Annotated in this window: 26 protein-coding genes and 1 other annotated feature; of the genes, 6 read left to right on the top strand and 20 right to left on the bottom strand. The window is 42.4% G+C overall.

Features of this window, described 5'->3' with window-relative positions; translation table 11 throughout:
* Positions 1-55: 55 nt before the first annotated feature.
* The 8 genes from GFC28_RS00220 to GFC28_RS00185 all read right to left on the bottom strand — a co-directional run bounded on the left by GFC28_RS00220 (position 56) and on the right by GFC28_RS00185 (position 7219).
* Positions 56-877, bottom strand: a complete 822-nt coding sequence (locus tag GFC28_RS00220) for a purine-nucleoside phosphorylase (protein ID WP_044746538.1) — start codon at positions 875-877, stop codon at positions 56-58.
* A 12-nt stretch (positions 878-889) separates the two neighbouring features.
* Positions 890-2071, bottom strand: a complete 1182-nt coding sequence (gene deoB, locus GFC28_RS00215) for a phosphopentomutase (protein ID WP_044746539.1) — start codon at positions 2069-2071, stop codon at positions 890-892.
* 172 nt (positions 2072-2243) lie between these two features.
* Positions 2244-3140, bottom strand: coding sequence for a site-specific tyrosine recombinase XerD (xerD, locus tag GFC28_RS00210; RefSeq protein WP_044746540.1), 897 nt, complete (start codon positions 3138-3140; stop codon positions 2244-2246).
* Positions 3141-3146: 6 nt separating this feature from the next.
* The gene (locus GFC28_RS00205; protein ID WP_044746541.1) at positions 3147-3359 is read right to left on the bottom strand and encodes a YqzK family protein; all 213 of its coding nucleotides are present in this window, start codon (positions 3357-3359) and stop codon (positions 3147-3149) included.
* 616 nt (positions 3360-3975) lie between these two features.
* Positions 3976-4431, bottom strand: coding sequence for a ferric iron uptake transcriptional regulator (gene fur, locus GFC28_RS00200; protein WP_044746542.1), 456 nt, complete (start codon positions 4429-4431; stop codon positions 3976-3978).
* Between the two features lie 318 nt (positions 4432-4749).
* Positions 4750-5397, bottom strand: a complete 648-nt coding sequence (gene spoIIM / locus GFC28_RS00195) for a stage II sporulation protein M (RefSeq protein WP_044746543.1) — start codon at positions 5395-5397, stop codon at positions 4750-4752.
* Positions 5398-5487: 90 nt separating this feature from the next.
* Positions 5488-6651 carry an endonuclease Q family protein gene (locus GFC28_RS00190; RefSeq protein WP_044746544.1) on the bottom strand — a complete coding sequence of 388 codons (1164 nt, stop codon included), beginning with the start codon at positions 6649-6651 and terminating at the stop codon, positions 5488-5490.
* A gap of 16 nt (positions 6652-6667) precedes the next feature.
* Positions 6668-7219, bottom strand: coding sequence for an NUDIX domain-containing protein (locus tag GFC28_RS00185; RefSeq protein ID WP_044746545.1), 552 nt, complete (start codon positions 7217-7219; stop codon positions 6668-6670).
* A 254-nt stretch (positions 7220-7473) separates the two neighbouring features.
* On the opposite strand from GFC28_RS00185, the gene GFC28_RS00180 reads away from it, so the two are divergent.
* Positions 7474-8394, top strand: coding sequence for an aldo/keto reductase (locus tag GFC28_RS00180; RefSeq protein WP_044746546.1), 921 nt, complete (start codon positions 7474-7476; stop codon positions 8392-8394).
* Between the two features lie 378 nt (positions 8395-8772).
* Here GFC28_RS00180 and GFC28_RS00175 read toward each other — a convergent pair whose 3' ends face one another.
* The 6 genes from GFC28_RS00175 to GFC28_RS00150 form a co-directional block, all read right to left on the bottom strand.
* Entirely contained in the window at positions 8773-8991 is a 219-nt protein-coding gene (locus GFC28_RS00175; RefSeq protein ID WP_044746548.1) for a YqkE family protein, read from the bottom strand.
* Positions 8992-9116: 125 nt separating this feature from the next.
* Positions 9117-9356 (bottom strand): YqkC family protein, encoded by a 240-nt coding sequence (locus GFC28_RS00170; RefSeq protein WP_044746547.1) that lies wholly within the window; start codon positions 9354-9356, stop codon positions 9117-9119.
* Entirely contained in the window at positions 9349-9684 is a 336-nt protein-coding gene (locus GFC28_RS00165) for an iron-sulfur cluster biosynthesis family protein (protein ID WP_044746549.1), read from the bottom strand. The genes GFC28_RS00170 and GFC28_RS00165 overlap by 8 nt, the downstream gene beginning before the upstream one ends.
* A gap of 98 nt (positions 9685-9782) precedes the next feature.
* Complete coding sequence (locus GFC28_RS00160) at positions 9783-10166, bottom strand: sodium/glutamate symporter (RefSeq protein ID WP_044744992.1); 384 nt, start codon at positions 10164-10166, stop codon at positions 9783-9785.
* Entirely contained in the window at positions 10163-10411 is a 249-nt protein-coding gene (locus tag GFC28_RS00155) for a helix-turn-helix transcriptional regulator (RefSeq protein ID WP_044744993.1), read from the bottom strand. Before GFC28_RS00155 ends, GFC28_RS00160 begins: the two co-directional genes overlap by 4 nt.
* A 387-nt stretch (positions 10412-10798) precedes the next feature.
* Entirely contained in the window at positions 10799-11440 is a 642-nt protein-coding gene (locus tag GFC28_RS00150) for a hypothetical protein (protein WP_044744994.1), read from the bottom strand.
* 624 nt (positions 11441-12064) lie between these two features.
* Here GFC28_RS00150 and GFC28_RS00145 point away from each other — a divergent pair.
* The gene (locus GFC28_RS00145) at positions 12065-12265 is read left to right on the top strand and encodes a YqzH family protein (RefSeq protein WP_231883458.1); all 201 of its coding nucleotides are present in this window, start codon (positions 12065-12067) and stop codon (positions 12263-12265) included.
* Positions 12266-12369: 104 nt separating this feature from the next.
* Here GFC28_RS00145 and GFC28_RS00140 read toward each other — a convergent pair whose 3' ends face one another.
* Positions 12370-13155 (bottom strand): SDR family NAD(P)-dependent oxidoreductase, encoded by a 786-nt coding sequence (locus GFC28_RS00140; protein WP_044744424.1) that lies wholly within the window; start codon positions 13153-13155, stop codon positions 12370-12372.
* Positions 13152-14117, bottom strand: coding sequence for an MBL fold metallo-hydrolase (locus GFC28_RS00135; RefSeq protein ID WP_044744425.1), 966 nt, complete (start codon positions 14115-14117; stop codon positions 13152-13154). The genes GFC28_RS00140 and GFC28_RS00135 overlap by 4 nt, the downstream gene beginning before the upstream one ends.
* Before the next feature lie 265 nt (positions 14118-14382).
* Positions 14383-14597, top strand: a binding site (T-box leader).
* Positions 14598-14652: 55 nt separating this feature from the next.
* On the opposite strand from GFC28_RS00135, the gene proI reads away from it, so the two are divergent.
* A complete protein-coding gene (gene proI, locus GFC28_RS00125) occupies positions 14653-15486 on the top strand; it encodes a pyrroline-5-carboxylate reductase ProI (protein WP_044744426.1) in 834 nt (277 codons plus the stop codon).
* Positions 15487-15794: 308 nt separating this feature from the next.
* Positions 15795-16844, top strand: coding sequence for an NADPH dehydrogenase NamA (gene namA / locus GFC28_RS00120; protein ID WP_231734571.1), 1050 nt, complete (start codon positions 15795-15797; stop codon positions 16842-16844).
* 78 nt (positions 16845-16922) lie between these two features.
* Here the strand turns inward: namA and GFC28_RS00115 are convergent, their stop codons facing one another.
* Positions 16923-17471 carry a histidine phosphatase family protein gene (locus tag GFC28_RS00115; protein ID WP_044744428.1) on the bottom strand — a complete coding sequence of 183 codons (549 nt, stop codon included), beginning with the start codon at positions 17469-17471 and terminating at the stop codon, positions 16923-16925.
* Positions 17472-17494: 23 nt separating this feature from the next.
* Positions 17495-18421, bottom strand: coding sequence for a ribonuclease Z (rnz, locus tag GFC28_RS00110; RefSeq protein WP_044744429.1), 927 nt, complete (start codon positions 18419-18421; stop codon positions 17495-17497).
* 163 nt (positions 18422-18584) lie between these two features.
* Here rnz and zwf point away from each other — a divergent pair, with 163 nt between their 5' ends.
* Together zwf and GFC28_RS00100 are read left to right on the top strand one after the other, a co-directional pair.
* Complete coding sequence (zwf, locus tag GFC28_RS00105) at positions 18585-20075, top strand: glucose-6-phosphate dehydrogenase (RefSeq protein WP_044744430.1); 1491 nt, start codon at positions 18585-18587, stop codon at positions 20073-20075.
* 23 nt (positions 20076-20098) lie between these two features.
* Positions 20099-20710, top strand: coding sequence for a cyclase family protein (locus GFC28_RS00100; RefSeq protein ID WP_044744431.1), 612 nt, complete (start codon positions 20099-20101; stop codon positions 20708-20710).
* A gap of 482 nt (positions 20711-21192) precedes the next feature.
* Here GFC28_RS00100 and GFC28_RS00095 read toward each other — a convergent pair whose 3' ends face one another.
* Both GFC28_RS00095 and GFC28_RS00090 read right to left on the bottom strand, forming a co-directional pair.
* Complete coding sequence (locus GFC28_RS00095; protein WP_044744432.1) at positions 21193-21816, bottom strand: hypothetical protein; 624 nt, start codon at positions 21814-21816, stop codon at positions 21193-21195.
* Positions 21817-21852: 36 nt separating this feature from the next.
* A complete protein-coding gene (locus GFC28_RS00090) occupies positions 21853-22446 on the bottom strand; it encodes a zinc metalloprotease (RefSeq protein ID WP_044744433.1) in 594 nt (197 codons plus the stop codon).
* Positions 22447-22828: the final 382 nt, after the last annotated feature.

Here is a 22828-nt window from a genome sequence, read left to right as displayed (position 1 = left end):
ATCCTGTGAAGCGGCTCATGATCATCCCACCGTCTAAAAAATACGTACGATCGTTTTATTTACGCATTTCGGCGACAATCGCTTTGACAAGACGTAAAAAGTCGGCCTTCACTTTTTCTGTCGTCTCGATCACCTCATCGTGCGTAAGCGGCTGATCTAAAATGCCAGCAGCCATATTAGAAATGCAAGAAATGCCGAGCACCTCCATATTGGCATGGCGGGCTACAATCACTTCAGGAACGGTTGACATGCCGACCGCATCGCCGCCCATAGCGCGAATCATGCGAATTTCTGCAGGTGTTTCATATGATGGGCCTGTATTCGCTACATATACGCCTTCTTGTATGCGAATACCTAAACGTGAAGCAACGTTTTTGGCCAATTCTCTTAATGATTTGCTATAAGCCTTTGACATATCAGGGAACCGGGCGCCGAATGATGGATCATTCGGACCAATGAGTGGATTGGTTCCCATATTATTAATATGGTCTGCGATGATCATTAAATCCCCTGGCTGAAATGATTCGTTGACACCTCCAGCAGCATTGGTGACAATTAATTGTTGAACGCCCAATCGTTTCATTACACGAACAGGAAAGGTTACTTTATCAAAACTGTATCCTTCATAATAGTGGAATCGCCCTTGCATGGCTAACACGACAGCGCCTTCCAACCGACCGTATACTAACTGCCCCGCATGCCCTTCAACTGTTGAAACAGGGAATCCAGGAATCGCGTTGTAGGGAATTTTTACTGCTTGTTCAATTTCATCAGCCAATACGCCGAGTCCTGAGCCAAGAATGAGCCCGATTTGCGGCGGTTCGGTCCATTTTTCCTTTAAAAACTGCTCCGCTTGTTCAATCGCTGCTTGATTCATGAATGTTCCTCCTTATTTCAAACTGGCTAGAAAGCTTTGACCGTATTTTGGAAGCTTCACTTGAAAATTATCCGCAATGGTAGCCCCAACATCAGCAAATGTGCTCCGCAGCGGCAGTTCCTTTCCGCCATTCATGCTAGGGCTGTACACAAGAAGCGGCACATATTCGCGCGTATGGTCTGTCCCATGGTGCACAGGATCATTGCCATGATCCGCCGTTATCATGAGCAAGTCATCCTCTTTTAAAAGCGGCAATACTTCAGCAAGGCGCATATCAAACTCTTCCAGCGCATCACCATATCCTTTCGGATCGCGGCGATGTCCATATAAAGCGTCAAAATCGACAAGATTTAAAAAGCTTAAACCTGTAAAATCCATTTTGAGCGTATCGATGAATTTATCCATTCCGTCCATGTTCGATTTCGTGCGCAACGCTTTGGTCACGCCTTCGTTATCATAGATATCGGAAATTTTGCCAATGGCAATCACATCGTATCCAGCATCTTGCAATTCATTCATAACCGTGCGACCAAATGGTTTTAAGGCATAGTCATGACGATTCGCTGTGCGCTGGAAGCTGCCCGGATGGCCGATAAATGGACGCGCGATGACACGGCCGACCATATATTTTTCATCCAGTGTCAGCTCACGAGCAATTTTGCAAATATGATAAAGCTCATCAAGCGGGACCACTTCTTCATGAGCAGCAATTTGTAAGACGGAGTCGGCCGAAGTATAAACGATGATCGCACCTGTTTCCATATGCTCTTTTCCCAGTTCTTCAATAATGGCTGTCCCGCTTGCAGGTTTGTTGCCAATGACCTTCCGTCCTGTCCGTTTTTCAAGCTCCGCAATTAATTCTTCTGGAAAACCTTTTGGAAACACTTGAAAGGGCGTATCAATGCGCAACCCCATTAATTCCCAATGACCAGTCATCGTATCTTTTCCAGCCGATGCTTCTTGCATTTTTGTATAGTACGCCATCGGTTTCTCAGCTTTCGCGATTCCCCGAATTTCTCGAATGTTGCTAAGGCCAAGCTGCGCCATATGCGGCATGTTTAAACCGCCGCGATGCTCAGCAATATGTCCAAGCGTATCGGCTCCTTTATCATTGTATTTTTCAGCATCAGGCGCTTCCCCAATGCCAACGGAATCCAGCACAATTAAAAAAACGCGTTTGTATGTATGGCTCATCATTGATTCCTCCTACTTCATCGAGCGTGACGTTCTTGGTAGATCATATCCTAATGATTGCAACAACCATAAAGCCCTTATTTGTCAGAAGTCTGACAACTATATTATAAAACGTTTTCATGCTCATACGCAATAAAAACCGCTATGAACATTTTGGACAAAAAACCACCCGCTATGCGCGCGGGTGGTATTGTTGATACACATCTTTTAATCTTGTTTTCGTTACATGAGTGTAAATTTGCGTTGTTGAAATGTCGGAATGCCCTAGAAGCTCTTGAACAGCCCGCAAATCTGCTCCATTTTCCAGCAAATGTGTAGCAAAGGAATGCCGCAGCGTATGCGGAGTTAATTCTTTTTCGATGTTCGCTTCCTTCGCTAATTTTTTTAAAATTTTCCAAAACCCTTGACGTGTTAAACGATCTCCGTGATGATTTAAAAATAATGCGTCATTCGCGCGCTTTTTTGGCTGAATCAGCTTCGGTCTTGCCTCTTCGATATATGCTTTTAGCGCCGATAGAGCCATGCGCCCCACCGGCACGATCCGTTCCTTGCTTCCTTTCCCGTAGCATCGAACAAACCCCATAGTCAAATGCACATCCGACAGATTCAAGTTCACAAGCTCGCTTACACGCATCCCTGTTGCATACAATAGCTCAAGCATCGCCTTATCGCGCATGCCAAAGGGCGTATTCGTCTTTGGTGTTTCTAGTAATGCTTCAACTTCTGCCATCGATAACACCTTTGGCAGCGTTCGCTCCATTTGCGGTGTCTCGATGTGAACAGAAGGATCCTGCTCCGCTATTTTTTCCCGCAAAAGAAATTGGTGAAATGATCGAACAGAGGCAATATGGCGGGCGATCGTTTTAGCAGAGCTTCCTTGTTCTTTTAAAAACTTTAAAAATTGCAAAATATGAAGCCGAGACACATCGTTCCATGAATGAATTTGTTCCGCATGTGTCAAATAGCGGGCATATTTTCTTAAATCACGTTCATATGAAATAATTGTATTTTGGGCCAAATTCCGTTCGACTGTTAAATAATGAAGAAAATCCTTCAATTCATGTTCCAAGGCTCTCTACTCCCCGTCTCTATAAAAAAATATCAACCGTTCTATCCAATCCGTTGATACGCTTTCCGTTGTCGACACCTTTACCGCTGATCCTTGTGGCTCATTATAGCGATGGTAATTCTCGTATTCTCGATAAAACCATACAAGACTATAGTAAAACAAAAGTGTACAGCTCGTAAATAAAACAAATACTTTGATCATTTGCCATGCTGTTTTCATCCGCATACCCTCCTCATTCGCTCATGCTACTTATTATGAGGATATGCCATGATTTTCTCATTTTATACTATGTATACCCTTGGTGTCCGATAAAATCGATTCACTCGTTTTCCTTATACTGTATAAATATGAATGAACGATATGTGTAAAAACCTATATGCGGCAGAGGAAAAGCGACGGCTTGCCCCCGTCACGTCGAAGTGTGACCGAACGCCAAACAACCAGCCACTTTCAGACAAATTCATTTGTCTGAGAAACGTGTCGTTCGGCCGTCCGGCTATATCAGCGCCCGTTCCTTTTCCATTTCTTCGGCCATTGGAATGCTTTCGTTTTTCCTTATACATAAAATAGACAGGGGGAGAAATCTGTTGGATTCATGCTAACTATCACTTGATGATGACAAAAACCTTCCCCACTGGAAAAGGTTTAGACTGCTGACAAACGCTTTTATCCTGCGTTACGGACCTCGTTCGTCCGCTCATGAACGTTTTTCTTCCACTCAGCGATGTTCCTCGTTTGCCAAGCGTGTTCAAGCCAATCTGACAAAAATGGTTGTAGACAAAGTCCGTTTTGACTTTGTCTACAACATGAAACCTTTCCCGCTGGAAAAGGTTTGTTATTCTTCTTGTTTATCTTTTTCCTGGCAACGGTAACAAATCCCGTGAAAGGTGAGACGATGATCTTTAATTTTAAATTTCCAGTCCCGCTCGACAATGGCTTCTACTTCCTCTAACAAATCCTCTTGAATCTCCGCTACTGCTCCGCATTCGATACATACTAAATGATGGTGAAAATGCGCGGCTCCTTCTTGACGAAGATCATATCGCGATACACCATCGCCAAAGTTAATTTTATCGACGATTTTCAACTCCGTTAACAGCTCCAGTGTTCGATAGACTGTTGCTAAACCGATCTCTGGAGATTTTTCTTTAACGAGGAGGTAGACATCTTCCGCACTCAAATGATCTTCTTCATGCTCCAAAAGGACGCGGACAGTCGCCTCGCGCTGTGGCGTCAATTTGTATCCAGCGGTATGCAGGAGCTTTTTTATTCGTTCAACCCGTTCTTCCATCTTTATCCCTCCCTCGTCATTCAAATATCATTATAACAAAAGAGAGAGGAAAGTATCAAAATAAAAATCATTATTAGTAAATAAGTAAAATGGTTATTATATAAAAATAATTACAAGCTAAAAATTTTCATTGGTCATGAAGATGGCACTGTTTTAAGCACCTAGATTCGATGCAGTTGGAAAATGGACATATATCTCATCAAAAAGCGAAACCTCATGTTTTCGATGGTCAAAGACAAGTCAGTGACTTGTTTGACCATCGACTGCTGACATGGGAAGCGAAGGTTGAAGAATCAAGTGATGCGTTCCATGCTATTGTTATTTGTTATTGATTAATTGAACGACTTGTTTCATAATGACCGGAGAAATATATGCCTCCAAGCCAGCAGACACAATCAAGGAAGCACTAATAGCCAGCATAATGAGTGTGTAACGGATAATCATCGGAAAAATCGGTTCATGCATCCGCTTCATAAATTGATTCCGCACCATTTTTAATGAGAAGGAAACTGAGACAGCTCCCATTATAATAAAAGCGGGAACCACAACAAAGTTTTGCGGCATCACTGAAACAAACGATAATAGGAACCCTTGCCACCCCATTTGATTAACTAGAAATCCGACCGTAAAGCCGACAACAATTCCTTTTAAAAAGAGCAAAATTAAAATAAGCGGCAATCCAATAATCGAAATACCAAGTACCCACATAAACCCAATATACTGTAAATTATGGAAATAGCTTTGTTGAAACATATCGCTCGCACTCGCAAACTGCCCTTTGGATACTTGTCCGAAAAACTGCATTAAATAATAATATAAATCTTGTTTTTGATTAAAATTCAAGCTATTGACGACAATCGCCCCAAAAATCACGCCCATGAGAAACAGGACAATAATAAATAAATAAATCGACGCATGCTCTTTTAAATGCATCGCAATCACTGACTTCAATGGCTGTTTTCTCATTGCTCTCCGTCCTCCTATCTGCCTCTTACTAGATTGTATGAGGAAAGAGCAAATCTATGACACCTTGAAGAGAAAAGAGAAGAATCGCTTCTATCGAGAAGCGATTCTTCCATATTTGCCGCCGCCTCCTGCTGTCATGGAAAGCTTTCCGTCTCTAGCAAGCAAAATGAGCTGGGCAAGCTTTTCACCGACGGCCTCCTCCAACTGTAATCCTGTCGCTTCATGAAGAATGTACATTTCTGTTTTGAAACGCTCAAGCAGCTTTTTATACGTTTTGTGTCCAATGCCCGGAATAAATTCAAGTGGCACCTGATGTACGTATGGCGGACGTTTGGGTGGAATCGTGTCCATTTTTAATTCTTGAAGCCGATCAAATACGCCTTTTACATATCGCCCGTGCCCACAGCTCGGACAGCATTCGTCATAGATTTCCATCGGTGCCGCACAACGTTCACACGCCGTTTGATGATATTTCCCCAGCTTAGGATTTAGTCCGTAATTAGCGACAATTCCGCGATTTTCTTCCTCTTTGAGCGCTTTTTTAAGCTCGGCAAACGTTAAGCTCTTCATGCGAATGACTTGATATTCCCGCGCAATCTTCCGCAACGAATGAGCGTCTGAATTCGAAAGATAGGGATAGCGATGCAATTCAGCAATCTGATCAGCCATGCTCGAATCAGCACTCAGCCCAAGCTCGATCGCGTCGATCCATTCAGGATCAAACACCTCTTGCAAGCTTCGTTTCACTCCTTTTCCATACAAGCTTTTAAATGGAGTAAAAACGTGAGCCGGAATAAACAAGCCGTTCAATTGTTGAATCAGCTGCTGCAGTTCTCTTCCTGTCCCATACATTCGCTGTGAGCTCAACGAAACATTCTTCACTCGTTTTTTTAACCAGTCTGAAAAGAAACGCATGGCGGCGATCGTCGGCAAAAAAACAAGAACATGAAGCGGTCCTTGGCAGTGTTCGTCGTAAATTTCAATTTCGCTTCCCAGTAGCAAGGTAAGATCTTTCGTTGACACCCCGCCTTCTTCATTTTCACGCCAGTCATTTTCAGTCATCGCTCGTTCCAATTCATCAAGGATCTCAGGAACATGGCTATCGATAATGCCAATCATATTCAGTCCTTTAATCCGCGCCGCTTCATCTATAATATTGGCAAGGGTCAGCGTTCGGGCGCCTGTAATTTTCACTGGTCTGCCAGAAGCTGTCCGTCCTATATGAATATGTAAATCCACGTAATAATTTTTCATGCTTGCAACTCCCGTTTTACTTTTGTAATGCATACTGCAGTTGTAAATATTGCAAGGCATAGGCTGTTTTCGCATCATAAATTTCTTGTTTTTGTAGCATCGCCAATGCTTCCTCCAACGTCACTTCCAACAGATCGACAAACTCATCATCATCAAGAGGTGCAGCCGATTCTAGTTTTTTTAATCCTTTTGCCACGTATAAATGAATGATTTCGTCGGCAAACCCAGGCGAGGTGTAAAACGACAACAAATGATGTAGCTCTTGGGCAGCATAGCCGGTTTCTTCCTCCAGCTCACGGCGTGCAGTCATCGCAGGTTCTTCGTTTTTTTCTAATTTTCCTGCAGGAATTTCAACTAACACCCGTTCAAGCGCTTTTCTATATTGTCTGACAAGCACTAGCTTTCCTTCATCTGTAATTGGAATAATCGCCACCGCGCCCGGATGCTTGACGATTTCCCGCTTGCTCGTCTTTCCATTTGGCAGCTCAACATCCTCCACATATACATCAATGACTTTGCCTTTGAAAATTTCTTCTTTGTGAATCGTTTTTTCCATTAGATGATCCATTTCTTTTCTCTCCCGTCTCTTCATCATATTCTTTTTTATTATACTATATTGAATGATTTTCCACTCCCCTTTTTTTCCAATCATCTAAGCCGTTCAAATGTATTGGATTCATGTTTTGGATAAAAAGGGGGACGATTTCTTACGTGAAAAAGCCAACGCCAACAGTCTTCCCTTCCCTGCCTGTTTCAGAAAAAGAGATTTTCTCTTTTATGTGATAAAATGAAGAAAATACAGATTGCAAGGAGGCATGTGCGATGAAGAAACGGCGGATTGGAACATCGGATTTATATGCCAGCGAAATCGGCCTTGGCTGTATGTCGCTCGGAACAGATGAGAAACAAGCCATTCGCCTTATTCATGAAGCTTTAGAGCGAGGCATTAACTATTTGGATACCGCTGATCTTTACGATCGCGGGTTAAATGAACAATTTGTCGGCAAAGCGCTGAAAGGCAAGCGCGATCAAGTAATCCTTGCGACAAAAGTCGGAAATCGTTGGGAGGAAGGAAAAGAAGGATGGTTTTGGGATCCTTCAAAAGCATATATTAAAACAGCTGTAAAAGAAAGCCTGCGCCGTCTGCAAACAGACTACATTGATCTATACCAGCTTCACGGGGGAACGATCGAGGATCCGATCGATGAGACCATCGCAGCGTTTGAAGAATTAAAAAAAGAAGGGGTTATCCGTTATTACGGCATTTCTTCGATTCGTCCCAATGTCATTCGCGAATATGTGAAACGTTCGAATATCGTCAGCGTCATGATGCAATATAGCTTGCTGGATCGCCGTCCAGAGGAGCTTTTCCCGCTTCTAAAAGAACATCGCATTAGCATCATCATTCGCGGCCCGGTAGCCAAAGGGCTATTGACTGAACGTCCGCTGGAGGCAGCTAGCGACTCCATCAAACAGCATGGTTATTTAAGCTATACATACGAAGAACTGCAAACACTGCTGCCAAACTTAAAAAAGCAAACCGCTTTGCACCGCTCCTTCACAGCTACCGCTCTCCAATTTTGCTTATACGATCCAGCGGTCGCGGTCGTTGTTCCGGGGGCCAGCAGCAGCGAGCAGCTAGCGGAAAACGCAGCAGCGGCTTCTGCCTCAAGATTGACAAAAGAAGAATACGAATGGCTTCGGGAGCAAACAAAAACGGCAATCTATACAGAACATCGCTAATATAAAATGGAAAGTAGAAGGGTGGTAAACAACGTCCGTTTTGACTTTGTCCACCACCACTTTAAGAGATCGATTCATTTCTTTTTTCGTCTTGGACCGTTCTTGAATCTACTGGACAGACAAGGCATTATGTTTTAGCGAAGAGGCGAATCGTTCCGAAACGTTCGCAAAAGTAGGCGAGCGAGGCCCGCGACGCAGAGTGAACGGTTGATCAACAGTCTGATCCATGATCCGGCTTCACGCTCTGACCGTCCTCAAACAGGCGCCTCTTCCTTTTCAGAGTCCATTCGTGCCATCATCAATGGTCGCCGATATAAAATCCGTTAACATAAATCTTCTATGGTGAACATAACAAAAGCCGCTGATGGATTCAGCGGCTTATTTAAAACGGCGCCAATCAAGGTTGCTTTCATTTAATAGTTCTTCAAATGTTTTTTGCTTTTCGCGCTGCCTTTTTTCCTCTCGTCTTCGCGCCTCTTCCTCCTCTTTTTTTCGCTGCTCGACTTCCTCCAACGATTTCTTTTTAGCTCGCAGCTGTTCATACAAATCCACATGTAGACGATCTTGCAATGTGATCGCTTCATCCTGTTGCTTCATGGATGATGCTTTTTTCGCCACTGTTATTCCCCCTCCAATGATGAACTACTCCCACCTTCGCTTGGCTTAGAGGTGGGAGACTGCTTGGTCGATGATGTTAAAGGCATCATTTCAACGACCTATGCTTACAAAATTTCTGTAATATGAGGCATATGTTCATTCAGCCAAGCAATCGCTTCATCGAGCGTCGCAAACTCTGTTGCTTCAAATGTCATTTCATCCTGCAGCAGCCAAACGTCCTTTTTTTCCTGGTAAACGCCGGCAACCGACCAATGCAGTAAACTATATGGATCATTTTCATGCAAAAATGAGACCCATGTCTTTTGTCTTGCAATGTTGGCAATCTGTTTTAGCTTATCATTCATGCTGTTCACTCACTTCCAAAAGCGACATACGCGGATTTAAAATTTGATTGGGACTCTTCAGTTGAAAGCAACCCGAGCCTTTCACGACATCAATCGTCATCGTTTCATCGTAAAATACGAGACGAGATTTTTCGAGTAAAATGGGCACAAAATTCGTCTCTACCACGATATCGTCTTTATCAGCGCGATCGACGAGCCAGAGCGTCGGCACGCCGTTAACGGCACAGCCGCAGCCGTCGGTATCATATTTTAGCTTTAACCGGCGCCCTGTTTTCGCTACAATAGGAGCGAGGGCGGCAATCGCTTCGTCAGTCCATAGGATGTTCACTTCTACAAAAGCTCCTTTTTGCCAATTTGCCTCTATTTTACCTACTGAAGCGCGATGCTGTCAAAGCAGAAAGGGGAAGGGGTCTTGACAAAAGCACGTTATTTTCTTTTCGCAATTTCCGGAACAATAAAAAAGGCAATGATAAAGGTGATAATGAGATATAGCGCTAAATAATCAGCATGAATGAAAGAGATCTTGAATATATAGCTACCCATAATTAAGTAAAGTAATAATAAAAGATTAGAAATAAAAAATGTGTTCGTTATATAATTTTTCATATGATCATTGATTCTTTCATCGTACTCTATCTCATCTTTTTGATCACGTATCTTACTGCTCATTTTTCTGACTAATTTAGTGACGACAGTTCCTATGATCCCCCCCACTAAAACAGCCCATTGAATTTGATAGGTGATGATGCTTAAAATTCCAAAAGCCACAGTAAACCCAATAAGAGTTAGCATAAAATCATGGTTTTTCATTCGCTCAGTCCACTCCTTTTTTCGTTATTCTCCTCAAGCCAAAAAAGCTCATCCAAGCTTTTTTCTAAATATTTACTCAAAAGCAAACAAACTTTTAGCGATGGGTTATATTTTTGCGCTTCAATTAGATTGAGTGTTTGTCTTGTTATGCCTACTTTTTTTGCCAATTCTATCTGCGTCAAATTTCCCTTTTCAATTCGAGCCATTTTAACTCTATTTCTGACTTTTATATGATCATTCACCATCCATAACACCTCTCTTAAATAAAGTAACATATATTTTAATTTTGTCAATTATATATTACATACATAATTATAACTTTGCATATGGAGTGTATAGGCCATAGAAAAAAGATATTCTAAAAAATCAATATCCTGCCTGCAACTGACACCATATTCCCCAAAAAATCTCTGAGCAAAGGTGATTTTATCACTCAAACAAAAAAGCCCCTCATTGAATGTGGGACTATATCAATACAGGTCGATTTTCCGACAGAAATCCATTGCTTTCTTCTCTTTTTAATTTACTTCGTATCTTGCTTCTGTCAGACCTTTTCATCTGAGCTTATGAAAATAAGGCACATAAACCATCTCCAAACAACAAAATTTTGTTTATTCATCAACACATATAATCTAGATAAGCTGACAAAGCGCATCACAACCATACGCACATCCAAAAGTCACTAATAATGTACAGAGTACCGTACAAAATGGAGTACCAACTGGGCCTGTAGCTAAACATCCAGCAACACAGCGTGGAATAGAACCAGCCAGCCCCCCAGAACAAAGCCCAGTACAAATTGTTTCACAGGATAATTGCTGAATAGAAATGCTTTCATTATTTAGATCATTTAAATTAATATCAATAGTTGACTCATATAGATTACCATTCTTATCAAACACAACTCTTTGAACTGCATTATTCTCTATAAAATAATAGGAGGTTGTACTGTTTAGATTACTAATTACACTAAAAGCAATAGATTGTTTCGGACCAGAAACCATGTAGGCTTCGCCAACTAATAAGCTCTCTTCATAGACATTGTAAACAATTAAATCAATGGCAGGATTTACTGCATCCTCTTTCCCTACAGGCAATTCAACAGTTCGGACTGTTTTAAATGATACAGTATATCCGTTCTGCTGAAGTGCAGCCACCATCGCTTGAAAATCTCCATTCTTTTGGCTCAAAGAAATAAATTTGGACTGATTTTGAAAAAAATCTTCCAAGATAATTAAGTCGCTTGGATTTACACCATATAAAGTAAATGACATAAAAAATCCCTCTTCCTTGATATAATATAAAACTATCTGTCCATTAAGACATTATAAAATATTCGGATATGCATACGTTCGGAAGGGGGAATGAACTAATAAAGATAAAAATGATTCATGTTCACTAAGGCAAAGATCCTATCGATTCGCCCTTAAAATAGTCATAAGATTTTACGTTTGTTTGACTTATTATGTGGCTAGTGACACTCTACTAAATAAGTCGACATCAGGCCACATAAGCTTCTGTCTCCTTTTGCGGCCAAAAAAACCGGAAACAATGTACCATTACTTAAGAAAAATGGTTCATTTTTATAAACTCCCCCTTATTCCTAAAAAGCTAAGGGGGGTTTTATATCGACTCTATAAACGATTTCATGATCACAATCATCAGTATCATCTTTTTTACTTTAACCATCATCTCATTTTCGCTACAATAGGAGCGAGGGCGGCAATCGCTTCGTCAGTCCATAGGATATTCACTTCTACAAAAGCTCCTTTTTGCCAATTTGCCTCTATTTTACCTACTGAAGCGCGATGCTGTCAAAGCAGAAAGGGGAAGAAGAGAGAGAACAGACCGTTTTAAAATGAACATCGGTCTTGTTCCACTGTAAGAAGGAGATAAGCATGATGAACGAACAATGGCTGCGAAAACGAATTCGCAATGTTTTGCACCAATATGGCTACCATCCGGAAACATGGAATCTTGCTGAAGACGAATGGCATCGTCTGTGTGCCTATGTCACAGCAGAAAAAGAAAAAAATAGGAACGCTGACATCCACGAGCTTGTTCATGATGCTGTCTACGAGTTCATTACAAACATGTAAAAAACCGTTGTCTCATCTGAATGGCTTGGTTTCCCTGCTGTCTTCCCCTAAGCCAATATCCCCTCTTGCTGTCTGAGCGTCCCCATATTCGCGTTTGTTGAAGCTTATTTTTGAAAAAATGCTCGTTTTGCCACTTTTTCTACAAGACTAGGAACCAGCTGATACAAGCGACTTCCCACACTCATCCAGCCCGGCATATTTACCTCCCGCGCTGGCGTCATCATCACATCAACCACGCGGCGAGCAACCGCTTCTGGACGAAGCATCCATTTTTCGATGTTTTTCACATAGCTGCCCGATGAATCTGCGATCGCAAAAAAGCTTGTAGCGATCGGTCCCGGATTGACGGCCGTCACAAATACACCATGCTGCGCAGCCTCCATGCGCAAGCTGTTTGTAAATCCAAGTACAGCATGCTTTGTGGCAGCATATACACTGGATTTCGGTGTCGCCATTTTTCCTGCCTGTGAAGCAATATTAATGATATGTCCGCTGCGCCGGTTAATCATATGAGAATATACCGCTTTTGTACAGGCGATCATCCCGAGCACATTGACCTCCAACATTTTTTCCGCTTCCGTTAAATCAATGTCTTCTACATGGCGAAATACGCCAAATCCCGCATTATTGACAAGCACATCTATTTCCATCTCCTGCAACAGTTTGTGAAACGTTGCTTCCACCGCTGTGATATCACTTACATCAAGCGCCTCATAGCGGCATGGAACGCTATATGTTTGTTGAATCTGCTCGGCCATATCAGCCAACTTTTTCTCATTGCGCGCCAACAAAACCGGAATCGCTTTTCGCTTCGCAACCTCATACGCCATTTGCTCTCCGATTCCACTTGAAGCGCCAGTAATCACGATCTGCTTCCCTTCAATTCTCAACGCATCGCCACCGCCTTATACACATATGAGTTCCCTTCCTTCTCCTTCATAACAGCCCCCAGCTGTTCCAAATAATCAAGCTGGCCGACCGCTTCCGACATCGTCAATAAAAATTCCTTTTCATAAACAGTCGGAAAGAGTTCCCGGCATACATCAAACGCGGTCATCGGATGCTGCTGCAACATATTCCATACTTGCTCGGCCCGCTCTTTTTGTCTAGCTAACCGTCTTTCTACTAACGGAGGCACATCTGTCACATCACGGCCATGCCCCGCCATAACACGATTAATTTTATATCTCAGCAGTTTGCGCAATGAATCGTTATACTGCAAAAGTGGTTTTGGACGTTCATCCTCCCCTTCATCCGGCGGTTCTAGCATCGGATTGGAGGAAACGGTTGCAAGCAAAAGATCTCCTCCTATCATTCTGCCATCCTTTTCACAATATAAGACGATATGGCTTTGCGCATGTCCCGGCATTTCTAATACCGTCCAGCCTGGGAGTCCATCGACAACCTCTCCTTCCAGCACTTCGATATCGAGCGAGCGCTCGCACGAATAGCGCAACAAACGACGAAAGCTAGGAAGTCGATGGAGAGAATCCGGTTCAAATCCGCACTCCACGAGAAAGTGATGAAAATAACGCTCATGCCAAGCTAAAAATTGCGGATCTTTGCTGATCCACGGCCTTGCCTTCGGATGGCCGATAACAGGAACAGAATGGGGCAAATAGTCTAACAATCCGACATGATCAGGATGATGATGTGTAATCACCACCTGCTCAATATCAGCGGGTTCATAACCAATCTCCGCCAGCTGATGCTTAAATGCCTGCCAAGCTTCCTCTGTTTTAACTCCAGCATCAACCAGCGTCAAACTATCCGTTTTCACTAGATACATGTTGACATTGCCAACGGCAAACGGCGTTGGCACCACTATTGGATAAATGGTTTCTTTCGCCATTTATAACGTCCCCTTTGTCATTATATTATCATAATGTTTTAGTGTTCATATTAGTTTAAAGTTTACACGTATTTTGTCGATTTGTCATTTTCTTGTTATCACTTGCACAAAAATTCTAAAAAATTGCTTTTTCCTATTGACAACTAGCTTGTTTTCAGTGCATAATTGCAAACAAATCAAGCGCATTGATGATGAAAACATTTTATGCAAGGCGAGCTCGCTGAACAATTGAAAATGACTTTGCGTTCACGCATAAATTCATAAATGCAAAGCGATGAATGGGACCAGTAAATGATGAACGGCAACAAGAGAGTGAAGCCCACAGGCTGAAAGGCTTCATTGTCCTCTTCATCATTGAACCTATCCCATGAGCTGTTAGGAAAACCTAACCGTCCAGCCGACGATACCGGCTATGAGGTGGGCACAGCTTGTGCCAACAAAGGTGGTACCGCGGAAAAAAAAGCCTTTTCCGTCCTTTATAAGGACGGAAAAGGCTTTTTTATTGGGATCATAAGCAAATTCAGGAGGGATTGACATGGAGAAAGGAACAACGATTGCCTTTATGGGGGCCGGTTCAATGGCGGAAGCTCTGATTGCTGGCATGACAAAAACGCTTTATCAGCCTGAACAAATCATTGTCACCAATCGCTGCAATACAGAACGTCTTGCCTATATACAAAAAACCTATCACGTACGGACGGAAATCAATAAGGACACGGCATTGAAAGAAGCGGATATTGTGATCTTGGCTATGAAACCAAAGGATGCGGCGGAAGCCATCTCCTCTATCGCTCACGTTATTGATGAGCATCAGTTGATCATCTCTGTATTAGCTGGAGTCACCACTGATACCATTGTATCTCTTATTGGAAAGCCCGTAGCTGTTGTACGGGCAATGCCTAACACATCAGCCGCGATCGGACAATCTGCCACCGCGATTTCATGCGGACGTTACGCAAGTGCCAGCCATTTAGCCACAGCTCAAGCATTATTTGAAACCGTCGGAATTGTCACGGCTGTCAATGAGGAAGATTTACACGCGGTAACAGGGCTTTCCGGAAGCGGCCCCGCTTACGTTTATTATTTGGTAGAAGCGATGGAAAAGGCAGCCGATGAGATCGGGCTGGAGCGTGAAGTAGCGAAAGATTTGATTTTGCAAACGATTATCGGAGCTGCCCATATGTTAAAAACAACGGACAAACAACCGGCTATGCTTAGAAAGGAAGTCACAAGCCCAGGCGGGACAACAGAAGCAGGTATCGGCGTGCTTGAGCGTTATCACTATCAAGAAGCCGTCATCTCCTGCATCAAACGCGCAGCTGAACGCTCTCAAGAGCTCGGAAAAGCCCTTCTCTCGCTCCATCGGTAAAAATCTCGTTCATCTGCATGAGCATCTCGCTCTCAAGCTCATGAAATCACTCCAGCATTTGACGCTCCCTCTCCTCCATTTTGTTGAAAGGAGGGGAACTTTTCAAGCGATTGGTAGCCAGCTTCCTGACTCTCGACAATCAGAAGCTGATTGGCACTGTAATGCTTCATACAGGCGAGAAGAAAAGGATCGAACGGAAGCATCTCCCTCTTCTGCCCGCACTGGATGTGACAAAAAGTTTTCTTAGCTTCACGATTCATTCTTAAAGCATTGAAGCAAAATGTTTTTCTTTTCCAAATCGAGATGATATGATTCTAACTGAAACCGATACGATTTGGAGGGGAAGAACCATGCTTTTTTCACCATATGATGTTCGAGGAGTCACACTAAAAAATCGAATTGTCATGTCGCCAATGTGCATGTATGCATGCGATACGCAAGACGGCACTGTGCGCAACTGGCACCTCATCCATTACCCTGCACGTGCCGTCGGCCAAGTCGGACTTATTATCGTCGAGGCAACAGCCGTTACGCCACAAGGAAGAATTTCAGAACGCGATTTAGGAATTTGGAGCGATGACCATGTGAAAGGCCTCCAATCGCTCACAGCACTCGTTCAAGAACAAGGGGCCAAAATTGGCATCCAGCTCGCTCATGCAGGAAGAAAAGCCATGATTGAAGGAGAAATTATTGCGCCTTCAGCACTTCCGTTTAATGAAAAAATGCAAACGCCGAGGGAAATGACGAAAACCGACATTGAAGAAACCATTCAGGCGTTTCAAGACGGAGCGCGCCGTGCGAAACAAGCGGGTTTTGACGTGATCGAAATTCACGCGGCCCACGGCTATTTAATTAATGAATTTTTATCGCCGCTATCCAATAAACGAACAGACGAATATGGTGGCACATTCGACAATCGCTATCGTTTTTTAGGTGAAGTGATTGCTGCCGTTAGAGAAGTATGGGATGGTCCTCTCTTTGTCCGCGTGTCCGCTTGCGATTATCATCCAGAGGGGTTGACCGTCGAGGATTACATCAAATATGCGAAACGAATGAAAGAAGATGGCGTAGATTTAGTCGATGTTAGCTCTGGAGCAGTCGTTCCGGCCTCCATTGACAGCTATCCGGGCTATCAAGTGCCGTTTGCCGAAGCGATCCGAAACGGCGCCGATATCGCCACAGGTGCAGTCGGCCTTATCACCTCTGGGCGTCAAGCAGAAGAAATTTTACGCAATAAACGAGCGGATCTCATTTTTATTGGCCGTGAATTGCTGCGTGATCCATATTGGCCAAGAACAGCCGCAAATGAACTTGGCGTATCCATCGAAGCACCAATACCGTATACGCGCGGATGGTAAAGGCTGTGTTTTTTCCTTCGCTCAACATAAAAAAAGAGTCAAGCCTCTTTAATCTCCAAAGAAGCTTGACTCTTCATTTTAACGCCAAATCCGCGTGACTTCTCCTTTCCCAGCGGATATGGCAATTTCAAACACATCCGGATTCGATAAACTCTTCCACTCTGCAAACCCATAACGTTTGTCAAACAGATGCAACATCAATATAGTTAGATTGCCATGGCTCACAATGACGGTATGCGCCGCATCCGCCTGCAAAACTTCCCCAATAGCTGCTTTGGCTCGTTCCATGGCTTGACGATTCGATTCCCCACCGCTGTATGCCAGATCAAAATCAACAAACGTGCGTTCAAATTTTTCGAGCCAGTCCTCCGTAAACTGGTCATCCCCAAATAACACGCGCTCCCCGAAGCGTTCATCGCGTTCAATCGATAAATTCCGTTGACGTGCTAACGGTTCAATTGTTTGAACTGCACGAACATATGGACTTGAAACAATTCGATCAATCGGCTTGTCTGCGAAAAAATGCACAAGCTCGTTTGCCTGCTGCTCTCCCTCCTCCGTTAGCGGTGCCGTAAACTCCTGCCCCGCTGCTTTACAATGCCGAACAATATAAAGACGTTTTTCCACTGATGTTTCTCCTCTCTACCTATCTACTTCTTCTTAGCAAGGGAAAACGACATAAAATCGGAAGCAATCGCTGTGTTCGGAAAAATTGCTTTTGCTTCTTCCAAAAGCTTATCGCACATATCGCCTTGATATCGCGAGCTAATATGCGTCAAGATGAGCTGCTTTGCTTCCGCCCGCTTCGCAACTTCTGCCGCTTGCACCGTCGTTGAATGAAAGTAATCGTGCGCCAGCTGGGCTTCTGCTGCGCCAAACGTCGCCTCATGAACAAGCACATCCGCCTCTTTAGCCAGTTCGATGCTCGCTTCACAATAACGAGTATCTCCCATAATCGCCACCACTCTCCCTTTTTGTGGTGGTCCAACAAACTCGCGTCCATCAATCACCTTGCCATTTTCTAGCGTGATCATCTTCCCTTGTTTCATTTGCTGATAAATCGGCCCCGGTCGAATGCCGAGTGCACGCAACTTATCTACTAGTAGCGTGCCCGGCAAATCCTTTTCAACAATTCGAAACCCGTACGAAGGCATGCCGTGATCGAGAAGTTGCGCCGTCACCACAAACTGATGGTCCTCGAATACGGTTCCTTCGACAAACTCCATCACTTCAAGCTCATACTTGAGCCGTGTTCCGCTCACTAAAAGCGCTGTTTCTACAAACGCTTCAATTCCCTTTGGCCCATAAACGGTAAGCGGTGTGTCTCCGCCTTGAAACGAGCGGCTTCCAAGCAAGCCCGGCAATCCGAAAATATGGTCGCCGTGAAGATGGGTAATAAAAATTTTTTCAATTCTCCTTGGGCGTATAGATGTATGTAAAATTTGATGCTGTGTTGCTTCACCACAGTCAAACAGCCATGTCGCTCCTCTTTCTTCAAGCAGCTGTAAAGCTAATGCCGACACATTTCGGCCTTTCGATGGAACACCTGATCCCGTTCCTAAAAATGATAATTCCAATGAGCCCACCTCTCCTTTATGTGTCTGTTGTTAGCGTATCAATGTTTAAGCAGCAATTCAACACTGTTTTCCCTTTCAGGTCGAAAATGTTTGCGTTCAGCAACAGAAATCTCTACAATTAAATATTTGAAGAGACAATTTTAGCTAAAGCGAGGTACATATCGTGAGCAACGTGAATCCAAAGTCACTGATCGTTATCTTCGGCGCTACAGGGGATTTGGCAAAGCGCAAACTATTTCCTTCGATTTATAGTCTGTATCAAAAAGGAAAATTATCAGAAGAATTTGCTGTTGTCGGTGTCGCTCGTCGTTCACTATCAAATGACGCCTTTCGTCATTATGTAAGCGAAGCCATTGAACACTCTACGAAACAGCAGTTTCTTGATGAAGCCTTTATTTCACATTTTTATTATCATTCTCTTGATGTAACGAACACCGCTTCCTATCAAGAACTCAAGCAGCTGCTTGAACGCTTGGACAATACATACAACATCGAAGGTAACCGCATTTTTTATTTAGCCATGGCACCAGAGTTTTTCGGCACCATTACAGCCCATCTGAAATCAGAAGGATTGACAAATGTAAACGGATGGAAACGGCTCGTGATCGAAAAACCGTTTGGCCATGATTTAAAAAGCGCCCAGCATCTAAATAAGGAAATCCGCAAGGCGTTTTCAGAAAAAGAGATTTTCCGTATCGACCATTACTTAGGCAAAGAAATGGTCCAAAATATTGAAGTCATCCGTTTTGCTAATGCCATTTTCGAACCGCTTTGGAACAACCGATTTATCGCCAATATTCAAATTACGTCTAGCGAGACGCTAGGAGTGGAAGATCGCGGCCGCTATTACGATCATTCAGGAGCGCTGAAGGACATGGTTCAAAACCATATGCTGCAAATGGTCGCTTTGCTGGCCATGGAACCGCCAATCAAATTAACAACCGATGATATTCGCAGTGAAAAAGTAAAGGTGCTTCGTGCCCTTCGCCCTATCTCACATGACGAAGTCGGACAGTATTTCGTTCGCGGGCAATATGGACGAGGAATCATTCGGGAAAAAGAAGTGATCGGCTATCGTGAAGAACACAATGTGGATCCAGATTCCAATACAGAGACATTTGTCGCTGGCAAATTAATGATCGATAATTTTCGTTGGGCGGGCGTGCCGTTTTATATTCGCACAGGTAAGCGAATGAAAGAAAAATCAACGAAAATCGTAGTCCAATTTAAAGATGTGCCCATGAACCTATACTATCGTACAAGTGAAAATGTTCATCCAAACTTGCTTGTCATTCATATCCAGCCAGATGAGGGCATTACGCTGCATTTAAATGCTAAAAAAAGCGGCGAAAGTATGAAGACGACGCCAATTAAGCTTGATTATTGCTACAACTGCATCGACGGCATTAATACTCCTGAAGCATATGAGAAGTTGCTTTATGATTGCATGCGCGGCGATGCCACTAATTTTACTCATTGGGATGAAGTAGCGGCATCTTGGAGCTTTATTGATCCGATTGCTGAAGTATGGACAAACACAAAAGCAGCTGATTTTCCAAACTATGAAGCAGGATCAATGGGACCAAAAACGGCCGATGAGCTGCTGCAAAAAGACGGATTCCATTGGTGGTCCATCCATTATAATGGACAGTAATGTCGAATGAAAGGAGAAACGCCATGAAAATGTATGATGTAACAGCCCCGATTTTTGAGGGAATGCCCGTCTATAAAAACAAGCCTGAAAAACAGCCGAAGCTGATGACGGTAACGAACGATTATGTAACCGAATCACGGATTGACATGGATTTACACACAGGAACTCATATCGATGCGCCGCTCCATATGGTTAAAAATGGGGAAACATTTGAAACGATTCCGCTAGAAAAGCTAGTAGGAGCATGCAAATTGTTTGATCTTACACATGTAACAGATAAAATTTCAAAAGAAGATCTAATGGCGCTTGATATCCAAAAGAATGATTTCATCTTGTTCAAAACCAAAAATTCGTTAGAAGAGGCGTTCCATTTCGAGTTTATTTATGTAGCTGAAGATGCCGCGAAATACTTGGCAGAAAAACAGATTCGCGGCGTTGGCATTGATGCCCTTGGCATTGAACGCAGCCAACCGGGACATCCAACTCATAAAACATTATTCGGCCACGGCATTATCGTCATTGAAGGGCTGCGTTTAAAAGACGTGCCATCCGGAGAATATTGGATGGTCGCTGCCCCATTAAAACTTGTCGGTACCGATGCCGCGCCAGCACGTGTTCTTTTGTTTGAGCAATAAAACACCCCCCCTCATCATGCAGTGAGGGGGACAAAATCTATCCATAAAATAAAATCAATAATTTATATCATTTTACGTTTTTTAATTCTTGATGGTTCATATCAAACATTTTTAATACAGCCGTACATTTTTTATCGGTCTCCATTAATTCAAAATGCACTTTTCATCATTTAACTTTACTTTTTGCCTGCTTTCGTTCTGTAATGATTTCAACACGATATTACTTACTCACTAATTAACATTTTCCTCATAAAATTGTTCAGTTCTATATTTTCGTAATTAGTCAGCTTGCTACGAAATCCTACTCTTGATACTTCTACTTTTCCAAATAGTTTTTGCTCCACAAGAGCATGTCCACTTCCTCCATCAACTGCTGCTACATTTTCACTTTACTTAACTTATAACAGATAGCTACTCTTCCTTTACAAATTATGTAAGGAGCTCAAAAACTATTCAACAATAATCTGAATAGTTATCGTGTTTTAATTAAGTTGATATTTTTCTTTTACTTGTTTTTTGAGTTTGTTAAATTCCTCAATATGATCACCGAAATATTCAATATCCTTTAAGTTCTTATATTCTTTAATACTTGAAATACGCTTTACAGGATCAGGTGAGTCTAAGTCATACTTTCCTTGGTACATCCCAACAATAACATATGTGTCATCATCAATCATTGGTTTTAGAAACAATAAATAATTATGTCTTTCTTGCATCAAATTATACCCTTCAATACTTACAAAAGTATCATTCATAAAGTATGCTGGTTCATAAACTGCAATTTCTTTCTTTTTCAATTCTCCTTTTAAAACTTTCTCTACTCGAATTTCAGATTTAGAAGCAGTTGCAGTTACTGTATTAGTTGGTTCATCAACCCATTCTTTCAAAGTTCGATTTCCTATAAACTTACCTTTTACTATAAGAGTAGCATTTCTATCTACTTCATTAATGTCATCCATCAAATCATAGTCAGCATCTAAAACGGCAACTTTAGTTTGTGAACTCTGATTATTGTAAGTTACACTTGAAAAATGCCAATAACTTATCATCACAGCTATTGTCACAAGTAACAGAACAAACCCAAAAATAAACTGTTTTTTCTTCATTAGTATACGTATACCCCCCTCCAGAAATTTCTTTTACTAATATTTATAGGCTATATTGGATTTATCTAATTCTTGAGGACCACTATAAGATAATTTACCTTGAACCATGATTGAGATTGTACCACTAGGTTGGTGACGCAAGCCTAGCGCATGTCCAAACTCATGTATTGTTGTTTTATTTCTATTCGCATTTGTATAGTTATAATAATCCATATAATAATCATTTAAGTAGATTTTCACGAATGACCAATTGGTAGTTGTTGCATCTGGATCTGTTACCAAAGAGTCGCCTTGGTAAGGTTGTGCAAGACCGGCATAGTCCAATCCGTAGTTTCCAGCATAAACCCTAATATCAGCGTCTGTTGCACTACCAGCAGGCCAAAAGTCTACATCTGCATTTGATATTCCTCCCCATCCACTTTTAGCATTAGATACATAGGTACTATAACCATAGTTTGAAACAGAATCAGAAACGAATACATAACAATCACCAACAACATATTTTGGCAATCCACTTTTGAAAAACGCATCATTATTAGTATAGGCAGCAAAAGAGAGTATCGGAACCAGCATAGAAAAAGTAACAAACAGTACGATTACACTTACTATTTTTTTAATGAACTTAGCCATTTTATACCTCCTTATCAATAAAAATGAACCTCCCTCTAGAAATGTTGGTCTATCAAAGTCCCTTGGCATCTCAGGGGGGGCAAAAAAATTTTTTTCGACAACATTTCATACATACACTCCCATTTTTGTTTATATATAATAGACCACGGTGCGCTTCGCAGTCACTGCTAGGTATTTTTTACTGAAGTGAGTGGAATGGTATGCAATGCACTCTGGATCTCTGCGAATTGGATGAGGACGAACCCTCTCCCACCTACACTTCACTTAGAGGTGAAAGATTTCTCAGTGGATTATGCTAAAAATGTATTTACTCAAGTGAGCATCTAAATCTGTGACGAACCATCTTTACAATTCTCGTAAACCATTGATACAGTGCAGTTGG

Source organism: Anoxybacillus sp. B2M1 (assembly GCF_001634265.1).
Lineage (GTDB): Bacteria > Bacillota > Bacilli > Bacillales > Anoxybacillaceae > Anoxybacteroides > Anoxybacteroides rupiense.
Note: the sequence above shows the minus strand (reverse complement) of the source record. Positions and strands in the feature narration are given on the sequence as shown.